At 63.8% G+C, this 8,966-nt stretch carries 9 protein-coding genes and 1 pseudogene; 4 read left to right on the top strand and 6 right to left on the bottom strand.

Annotated features, from left to right (window positions below; all coding sequences use genetic code 11):
• Positions 1 to 457, top strand: a pseudogene (locus tag HP499_RS16375) (MFS transporter); the annotation flags it as partial.
• A 113-nt stretch (positions 458 to 570) separates the two neighbouring features.
• Here HP499_RS16375 and HP499_RS16370 read toward each other — a convergent pair.
• A complete protein-coding gene (locus HP499_RS16370) occupies positions 571 to 1,986 on the bottom strand; it encodes a PLP-dependent aminotransferase family protein (RefSeq protein ID WP_172325281.1) in 1,416 nt (471 codons plus the stop codon).
• Between HP499_RS16370 and HP499_RS16365 the strand changes: the two genes are divergently transcribed.
• On the top strand, positions 1,985 to 2,905 hold the full coding sequence (locus HP499_RS16365; RefSeq protein WP_172325280.1) for a DMT family transporter: 921 nt from the start codon (positions 1,985 to 1,987) through the stop codon (positions 2,903 to 2,905). The two genes, HP499_RS16370 and HP499_RS16365, sit on opposite strands and share 2 nt — an antisense overlap.
• A gap of 61 nt (positions 2,906 to 2,966) precedes the next feature.
• Complete coding sequence (locus HP499_RS16360; protein ID WP_172325279.1) at positions 2,967 to 3,377, top strand: VOC family protein; 411 nt, start codon at positions 2,967 to 2,969, stop codon at positions 3,375 to 3,377.
• A gap of 1 nt (position 3,378) precedes the next feature.
• Here HP499_RS16360 and HP499_RS16355 read toward each other — a convergent pair whose 3' ends face one another.
• On the bottom strand, positions 3,379 to 3,894 hold the full coding sequence (locus HP499_RS16355; RefSeq protein WP_172325278.1) for a GNAT family N-acetyltransferase: 516 nt from the start codon (positions 3,892 to 3,894) through the stop codon (positions 3,379 to 3,381).
• Positions 3,891 to 4,367: an SRPBCC family protein gene (locus HP499_RS16350; protein ID WP_172325277.1), complete on the bottom strand. Its 477-nt coding sequence runs from the start codon at positions 4,365 to 4,367 to the stop codon at positions 3,891 to 3,893. The genes HP499_RS16355 and HP499_RS16350 overlap by 4 nt, the downstream gene beginning before the upstream one ends.
• 134 nt (positions 4,368 to 4,501) lie before the next feature.
• Between HP499_RS16350 and HP499_RS16345 the strand changes: the two genes are divergently transcribed.
• A complete protein-coding gene (locus tag HP499_RS16345) occupies positions 4,502 to 5,575 on the top strand; it encodes an FUSC family protein (protein ID WP_309138408.1) in 1,074 nt (357 codons plus the stop codon).
• Between the two features lie 21 nt (positions 5,576 to 5,596).
• On the opposite strand, the gene HP499_RS16340 is transcribed toward HP499_RS16345, so the two are convergent.
• From HP499_RS16340 to HP499_RS16330, 3 genes are all read right to left on the bottom strand, one after another.
• The gene (locus HP499_RS16340) at positions 5,597 to 6,376 is read right to left on the bottom strand and encodes an SDR family oxidoreductase (protein ID WP_172325276.1); all 780 of its coding nucleotides are present in this window, start codon (positions 6,374 to 6,376) and stop codon (positions 5,597 to 5,599) included.
• 9 nt (positions 6,377 to 6,385) lie between these two features.
• Positions 6,386 to 7,297 carry a class C sortase gene (locus HP499_RS16335; RefSeq protein ID WP_172325275.1) on the bottom strand — a complete coding sequence of 304 codons (912 nt, stop codon included), beginning with the start codon at positions 7,295 to 7,297 and terminating at the stop codon, positions 6,386 to 6,388.
• Positions 7,298 to 7,412: 115 nt separating this feature from the next.
• Positions 7,413 to 8,894 carry a SpaH/EbpB family LPXTG-anchored major pilin gene (locus HP499_RS16330; protein ID WP_172325274.1) on the bottom strand — a complete coding sequence of 494 codons (1,482 nt, stop codon included), beginning with the start codon at positions 8,892 to 8,894 and terminating at the stop codon, positions 7,413 to 7,415.
• Positions 8,895 to 8,966: the final 72 nt, after the last annotated feature.

Genomic DNA, 8,966 nt, shown 5'->3' with positions numbered 1-8,966 from the left:
CGATATCTGGTCCACGCTGGCCGGCCTTGCCCTGATTGCCTTCCCGGTGACGTTCTACATCGCCAACCTGGCCTCTGCACTGCCGGCACTGTTCCCGACGTCCAGCCGTTACGGCGGAATGGGCATCGCTTACAACTTCTCGGTGGCGATCTTCGGTGGAACCACACCGTTCATCGTGCAGGGCCTGATCGAGGGCACGGGCGATGACATGATGCCGGCGTACTACCTGATGGCAACGTCCATCATTGGTGCGATCGCCATCTACTTCCTGCGTGAATCCGCCCAGCGCCCCCTGCCCGGCTCCATGCCCAGCGTGGACACCCAGGCAGAGGCACGCGAGCTCGTAGCAACGCAGGACACCAACCCGCTGATCAACCTGGACGAGATGCCGTTCGACGGCCAGCCCATTGATGACGCGGTGTTCGGTAAAGGCAACAAGGACCTGACCCCCGCTTAGGAATTCTTTGCCTGCAACTTCTGCGAAGCCATTCAGATAGTTCGCGGCCGCCGTGCCGCCCACCGTAGCCACCAGCCCCAAGGCGCTCTCCTTGAGGTTGGTGGCTGCGGCTGTTAAAGCCCCAACTGGGCCTTCACTGCCTCGCCGATAATCCGGGCCCCCTCCGGGAAACCGCCGGGATTGGGGCCGGCGAAATTGAGCCGGACGCAGGGTCCTTCCGGTTCCGCCGGGAACCACTCCGTGCCCGCGGCAATGAGCACCCCGGCCGCCTCGCAATCCTTGGTGAGGCGATCGACGTCGAACCCGTCCGGCATCCGCAACCACAGGTTCAATCCGCCCTTGGGCAGGTGGCTTAGGTGTGCTTGGGGAACATGCTCGCGGAGGCTGGTGACCAGGAGGTCGCGGCGGGACTGCAACTGGTGTGCGAGTCCGCGAAGGTGCGTTTGCCACCCCGGCTGGGTGACGACGTCGAGCGCTGCTACTTGGAGCAGCCCGCTGACGTACATCGATTCGGCGGCTTGCGCTCCCATGATCCGTTCGCGTGCCGGCCCGCGTGCGATCACCGCAGCGATGCGGACGGAGGGCGAAACGCTCTTGGTCAGCGAACGAATGTAGACCACATGCCCGGAATCGTCCTTCGCCGCCAGCGGGACTGAGCGTGCAGTGATACCGAAGTCGTGCGCCCAGTCGTCCTCCACAAGGAACGCTCCGTGCCGTTGGAGAATCCGCAGGACCTCTTCCCCACGTTCGGCCGACCACTGAGCACCCGTGGGGTTGGCGAAGTTTGGCTGTGCGTAGAACAACCGCGCGCCCGATTCCTCGAAAGCCCGGTCCAGTTCTTCCAGGTCCGGACCTTCCGGACCGGACGGAACAGGGATGACATTGACGCCCGCCTGGCCTGCCGCCAGCAGCGCGCCCCAGTAACTGGGCGACTCCACCAGCAACGGTCGGCCGTGCCCCACCAGGCCTCGGAAAATCGAGCTGAGTCCGCTCTGGCTCCCCGGAAGTACGACGACGTCGCTGGGCTGGGGCGGTGTAATGCCCACCGGCGTTGAGGTACTGAGTTCCTGCGCGAACCAGGTCTGGAGTTCGGGAAGACCTTGCGCCGGCGGCCGGGACAGGGCCGCGTCTCCCCTTGCGGCACGAGTGAGGGCGGCGCGGACGAGCCGCTCGGGGAGGAGTTCACGGTCCGGATACCCGGAGTGGAAAGCGATGACATCGTTGGTAGCGCTCCGCATGGCGGCAGAGTTCAGTGGCCGTGCGGCTTGGGCTGCCCGCAACGCTGCCGTTTGCCATCCGTAGTCCGAGGGCCTGGCCGTCCGGTAGGCGCGCACGAAGGTTCCCACGCCGGGACGGCTCTCGATCAGGCCCTGTGCGGTGAGTGTCCGCAGTGCCTTTTGAACGGTGACGGGGCTGGCTTGGTACTCGGCCACGAGTTGCCGGGTCGATGGCAGTTTGGCTCCGGGCGCCGCTCCTGCGATCCATTCTTTTACTCGCACGACGATCCGTGAACTGCTATCGTGATTCATGAGTCACAATAGTAGCGCTACTACACTTTCGCGGCCAGTGGTATCCACCAGGATGTCAACAGGTATCTGGTGGGGCCTCCTCGGCGTCGTTGCTTTCTCCTTCACTGTTCCGCTCACCCGGGTGGCTGTGGAGGGGATGTCCCCCTTGTTCATCGGAGCGGGCAGGGCGGTGGTTGCCGCCATCCTCGCGGCTCTTGCCTTGGCATTGACCCGGCAACGTCTTCCTCAAGGCCGGCAATGGGTTCGACTTGCGGTGGTTGCCGGAGGAATCGTAGCCGGGTTCCCGCTCCTGACCACGTTCGCCTTGACCAGTACGTCCGCCAGCCATGGGGCGGTGGTGATTGCGCTGCTGCCCGCAGCAACCGCGACTGTAGCGGTGATCCGGGGACGGGAACGGCCACGAATGCTGTTTTGGGTCCTCACGGCAGTGGGCGTGGTTGCCGCTGTGGTGTTCGCCCTGGTCCAATCGGGTGGTTTCGGTTCGCTGCACTGGGCCGACCTTCTGTTGCTGGGTGCCGTGGTGGCTGCGGCCATTGGCTACGCGGAGGGCGGGCTGCTGGCCAGGGAACTCGGTGCGTGGCAGACCATCTCTTGGGCCTTGGTGGTGGCTTCCCCTGTGATGATCCTTCTGACGGTGGTGTCACTGGGTCCGGGTATGCCTGCTGCCACCACCATCCAGTGGTTGTCCTTCGCATACCTCGGCGTAGTGAGCATGTTCCTGGGCTTCTTCGCCTGGTATCGCGGACTGGCCATCGGGCCCATGGCGCAGGTCAGCCAGATCCAACTGGTCCAACCCGTCATGAGCATCGCCTGGGCAGGGCTCCTGCTCGGCGAATCGATGACATGGACCACCGTGATCGGCGGCCTCGTGGTGATTCTGTGCGCCGGTGCCGCCGTCCGTGTCAGGCTCAGGAAGTAGGATTCCGCGTGCCGCGAGCGCAGCCGGTGTGGAACCGGCCCGGACCTCGTAGAATCGGCGCATGCGTGAGAGTCCGGTGGGGTCCATCCACCATCTTGAGATCTGGGTGCCGATCCTTGAACGGGCACGGGAAGAGTGGGGCTGGTTGCTGGGTGAGCTTGGCTATGAGCCGTTCCAGGAGTGGCCTACCGGGTGCAGTTGGAAGCTTGAGGGCACCTACGTGGTGGTGGAGCAGACGGATGCCATCACCGGGACCGCGCACCGGCGCACCGATCCCGGGGTCAACCACGTAGCCTTCCACGCCGGAACCCGGGAGAACGTGGACCGGATCCGGGCACTGGGTGCGGACGCGGGTTGGTATGAGATGTTCGAGTCGAAGTATCCGCACGCGGGCGGCCCGGACCACTACGCGGCGTACTTGCTCAATACGGACAGCTACGAGGTAGAGCTGGTGGCGGACCAGCGCAGCTGAGCTAGGTGGGCGGGACCGCTGGGCGCCACATGGCTAGGCGGGGCCAGCGGGTCAGGCCCAACTCAGCCTCGTGATCCATGAGGCGGGTCAGCTCCGGACCCCAAGTGCCGGCGTCGAGCACGTCAAAACCAAGCCGGCGGTAGTACGGCGCGTTCCAGGGCACATCGCGGAATGTGCTCAACGTTTGCCGCTGCATTCCGTGTCCACGGGTCCACACCCGGGCGGCATGCAGGAGCTCGCGGCCCAGGCCTTGGTGCGCTTGATCCGGATGGACGCTGACCTGCTCCACGTGGCCGTTGCCATCAACGACGTCCGCCAACAGGTAAGCCACCGGGTAGTCGAGCCCGTCCACGGAAACCCAGGCCCTGCCCGCTGCGGCGTAACCCTGCAGCTCATCGACGGAAAGTGGGGGGTCGTCCGCCACTGAATCCATCCCCAAGGAACGGAAGGCCTCACCCGCGGCACGCTCGATCTCCTGCAGGACCAGTAGGTCGTCGGCATGCGCGAGCCTGATCATTGCCGGGAATCCAAAGTTGATGCCGGTGGTGCCTGGGCCACCAGGAATTCGTTGCGCTTCTCTATCAGGTTCTGCAGGTACCGGGCCAGAACAAGCTTCTCCACGAGCCTGCCCACGGGGCCGAATGGCGCAGCAAATTCCACGGTATCCACCATGAGCGTCCCACTGCCGTCCGCCCGGAACTCGTGCGTATGGCGGAGGTACTTGAAGGGGCCCTTCACCTGTTCGTCAGAGAACGACGACGGCGCCTCCATCCGCGTGATGCGACTGGTCATACGGATGCGGACACCCAGATGCCACGCCTGCCACGTGACGGTCTGGCCTTCGGAAATCAGGCCGGTGGTCACTCCGGCCACTGCCTTCTCCCGGCTTTTGGTCATCGATCCCACGTGGGCGTCGATGTTGCGGGAAAGATCAAACAGCTCCTGCGGCGACATGCTGGAGCGGGTGCGGCAAACGAAAGCGACGGGCATACCTCGATCTTCCCAGACCTTTCCTCCTCAGCGCGCCGATGTCCGCTACGGCTTGTGACCGGGCTAATGGCGGCCACGACGGTGATAATGCTAATTTCCAAAGGCAAGCCCTGACTGATTGGTGGTGTTCCCCCGTGCCCGGATTGATGGTCCACGCCCGCGAACTCCACCGGCTTGGGCCCGCCAACAACGATCGCCTCTCAGCCGTGCGCGTTGCCCTGAGCGTCGCGGTACCGGCACTGGTCCTCATTCTCATCGGCCGCCCGGACCTCATGATGTACGCCGTCTTCGGTGCACTGACCGGAATGTACGGTCGCAACGAAACGCATCAGCTCAGGCTCAAGCACCAAGCCCAGGCGGCCCTGTTCCTGGTGGGTGGGCTGACCATCGGCGTTTTCCTCTCGGTCAACCACATCCATTCCTGGTGGTTGGTGCTGGTAGCCACCTGCTTTGCCGGGGCGGGCTCCCTGTACGCGGACGCAGTGCGCCTCAAACCGATCGGCCCGTTCTTCGGCATCCTCGCTTTGGGCGCCTGCGCCTCCGTGCCAACCAACGTTCCACTCACGACGGCGGTACTCATCGGGGCCGGGTCGGCCGCCTTTTCGCTTCTGGTGGGGTTTGCCGGCTGGCTCCGTCACCGTGTGTGGGAGGCCGGCGCCGGACGTGATGTTCCCATCCTTCGCGGACCGCAGCGCCAGGCAGAGTTGGTCCAGGCTGCGCTGGTCCACGCCGTTCGCTACTCGCTCGCGGTCGGTGCAGCCGGGGCCATCGGAGTGCTGAGCGGGAGCGGGCATCCGCACTGGGCCATGGCTGCCGCGGCTGTGCCCCTCGCCGGAGCCGACCTCCCAAGCCGCGTCCACCGAGGTATCCACCGCATCGTGGGGACGTTCCTCGGCTTGGCGGTGGTCGCCGTCGTACTTTTCCCCGGTCCGCTATCGCCGCTTCAGTACTTCCCCGGGCAGGCAACCGTGGTGCTCGCCGTGTTGGTGGTTCTGTGCCAGTTCCCCACGGAGCTCTTCATGGCCCGGCATTACGGGTGGGCCATGGTGTTCTTTACGCCGGTGATCCTGCTGATCGCACAGCTGGCAGCACCCATGGATCCGGGCCTGCTGTTGATGGAGCGTGCTGTTGAAACCTTCGTGGGCGCAGTGGTGGGCATCGCGGTGGCGGTGCTGGTTCGGGCACCGCGAAGGCGGGTTCCGCAGTAGGAACTGGTCCGCACCACCGGCCTACGGCTCCAGCGGTTTCCGGGGCGGGCCGGACGTCAGCTTGGCCGGCAGAACGCGGGCAAAAAAGGTGACCACTTTGTAGCGGCGCGTCGGGATGGAAACGCCCTTGCCTTTGGCGTTGTCCGCCAGGCCTTCGCGCACTACCCGCTCAGCGGTGAGCCAAAGGAACCGGGGGGCTACGGACTTGTCCATGCCCATGCGGTCGTGGAATTCGGTGTGGGTGAAACCCGGGCACACTGCGGTAACCTGCACGCCGGACTTCGCATAGGTGATGTTTGCCCATCGGCTGAAGGTCACCTGCCAGGCCTTGGCCGCCGAGTACGTGCCACGGTTGGCGAAGGCGGCAACGCTGGCCACGTTGATGATCCTGCCCTTGCCCCGGACCAACATGACCTCCAAGGCGGCGTGGCACAGCTCCATGGGTGTTTGCACGTGGAGCCGGAGGTGCCGCCGTTCCTCGTCCAGGTCATTGCGTTCAAAAGACTTCAGAAGGCCGATCCCGGCGTTGTTGACCAGCACGTCCACCGGCCGGGTGGCGTCCCGGAGTCGGTCCGCCACTGCCGAGACCCCGACGCCGGTGGTCAGGTCGGCGGGAAGGATCTCCGCCGAGATACTGAAGTCGCGTTCGAGCTCGGCGGCCTTTTCCTTCAAGCGTTCCTGGTCACGGGCCACGAGGACCACGTGATGGCCCGATTCGGCGAGTTGGCGCGCAAATTCAGCACCGAGCCCCGCGGTGGCCCCGGTGATCAGGGCAGTGAGTTCATTGGCTCGTGTGGTCATGGGCCAAGACTAGTAGGGGTGGCCTCCGGAACCCACTGGTTCCGGCTTGCTGGCGCGTGGCCGGGTCACCACCACAGCAACCACAGTGATGCCCAGCATGCCAAGAGCCCACCAGGGAAAGCCGGGATCAATCGTGGTGCTGGGCAGGACTTGTTGGCCGTCATCGGCAGAGGGAGGCTCGGTGCGTTCACCCCGTACCAGCAACCTGTGGCTGTTGACACCCTTGGGCGTGCAGGTGATGAGGGTGACGTAGTCCTTGCCCTCAACCTTCCTGAGGGCGTCGGTTTCATCCGGAAGTACCGTCAGGATCTGGTCCACCTTGTAGAACAGGGTTTCATCCAGGGTTGAAATGCTGAAGACATCGCCTTCGGCCATCTGGTCCACGTGGTCAAAGAGGGTCGCATTAACAAAGCCGGAGTGCCCGGTCAGTACGCTGTGGGTGCTGGCGCCCCCGACCGGGAGCGCAGATCCGAACAAATGCCCCACTCCCTTGGAGAGCGCATCTTCTTCCGTGCCGTGGAAGATCGGCAGGTCGGCGCGGATGGAGGGGATACTGATGCGGCCCATCATTCCGCCCGGTCCCACAGCAAGCATCTTCTTGTAGGCCTCGGAACCGGCGCCGATGACGGCCTGTTCGCCTTTGCTGTTGAGTGAGTACGGATCGCGGAGGGGTCCCGACGGGAGACCCTCGTTGAACTTCCGGGCCTCCTCAAACAGCGCTTTCTGTTCCGAGGGATTGAGATTTTGCACGGAGTCCACATAGCCGCTGATTTCCGTGGCATGGACCCGATCCGAGAACCAGGCGGCAGCGGTGGGATACAGGAGCACTCCCACACCGATCACAGCAGCAAGGACTATGAAAACTCGCTGTTTGCTCCATTGTCGGGAAAGGCTGCGGATACGGGCTGGGAGTTGTGGCATCAGAATCCTGGGCAGATAACGGTACATGCAGGAACCAAAGTGGGGGAAAACGCAGGTTATGCGTCTTCCCCCACCCTGTTTTCACCTGGAGCACGGCTTTAACCGGCTCCCGGAATTAGCTGTTGGTGGTCCTGCGTGTGCGGACGAACAACAGGCTGGCACCGGCGATCAGGAGAAGGCCGGCTCCGTACAACAGACCGGTTCCAACGCCACCGGTCAGCGGCAGCTCGAAGCCGCCGTTGGACGGTACGTTCTTGACCTCGAGGTCGATGCCTACGGTGGTGGACGCAGCGTTTACCAGGAAGGAAACGGGCTCAGCAAGCAGCTCGTAGCCGGACGGAGCAGTGGTCTCCACCAGGTAGTAGGTGCGGTAGTCAGCGGAGCCGGGTGCAACAGCTGCACCGTTGGCCCAGTCCGAGTAGCGCAGGCCGGAGATGGTCAGCGTACCGTCAGCAGCAACGGTGAAGGTGCTCGCACCGTTGAGGGTGATGGGGTTGGTTCCGGCCAGGGCGTCAGCCTCGGTGGAGTACACCGAGAAGGAAGCACCAGCAAGTGCAGCACCGGTCTCGTTGACCTTCTGGAGGGTGATCTCGCCCCACTTGGTGACTACGGGAGGGGTGACGATCGGTCCGCCGGGCTGGCCCGGAGCGATGGTGAAGCTACCCAGGTTCGGGTAAACAACAGCTTCGTTCTCGATCTCGCCGATGGTGTTGACGGTGGTGTTCACAACCAACTGAACACGGGTGTCGTTGTTTGCTGCAAGCAGTGCCCGGCCGGCGGCCGTGAATTCTACCGAAACGGTGTTCGTGGCAGCATCGAAGTTCACCGTGTAGTCGGTGCCCTCGGTGATGACGGTGCCATCAACCAGTGTTGCGGTGGCATCCACGTAGGTCAGCTTGGCGTCCAGCTGGTCCACGATCTTGTAGCCGTCAATGACAGCGTCATTGGGGATGTCGCCGGTGATGGTGTAGTCGATCTGGTCGCCCAACTTGACGTCAGGTGCATCGGTGACGGTCTTCTCTGCACCCGTGACGGAGTTCTTGGGGTACACGTGGACGTCGTAGATCCAGTTGTCCGTGTTGTCCGGGTCCGTCAAGGGAACCGAAACCAGGAACGGCGCCGACGGCGTGACGCCGGACGGGTATGCCGTTTCCGACACCAAGTACAAGCCAACGGGGAGGCTGCCAAAAGCAGCGGTGCCGGCAGCGTCGGTGGTGTCCGTCTGGGCGGATCCAAGCGTAAAGCCTGCACCGGAAATGGAACCTGCCGGGTCGCTCGCGGAGAAGACGCTGCTCAGGTTGTGTGCAGCTTCCCATCCGGCGTTGCTGGACAGGTCAATGGTGTTGACCTGCTGGATGGTGAACTCAATGCCTGCCAGCGGGCTAAGGCCGGTGGTATCAACCACGGTGCCATTGTTGGGCAAACCGGTGGGGGTGTCCGGACGTTCGAACTTGTGAACGGTGATGGAACCCGTCTGGTCACCGTCAACAAGGGGAGCGGCCGAGGCCGGAGCCATGGAGAACGACATTGCCAGCACCGCCCCCGTGATGGTGGCGGCGGCGGTCTTCAAAAGCCGCCGTGAGCTGTGATTACTCACTTCTGTCCTCTTTCTTAGTGGTGGTGCGGTGTTCGGAGATGAACACTTTCTGACATGCGTTCCCCCGGAATC

Source organism: Paenarthrobacter sp. CM16, assembly GCF_013179505.1.
Lineage (GTDB): Bacteria > Actinomycetota > Actinomycetes > Actinomycetales > Micrococcaceae > Arthrobacter.
This window is presented reverse-complemented; position numbering and strand designations above follow the sequence as displayed.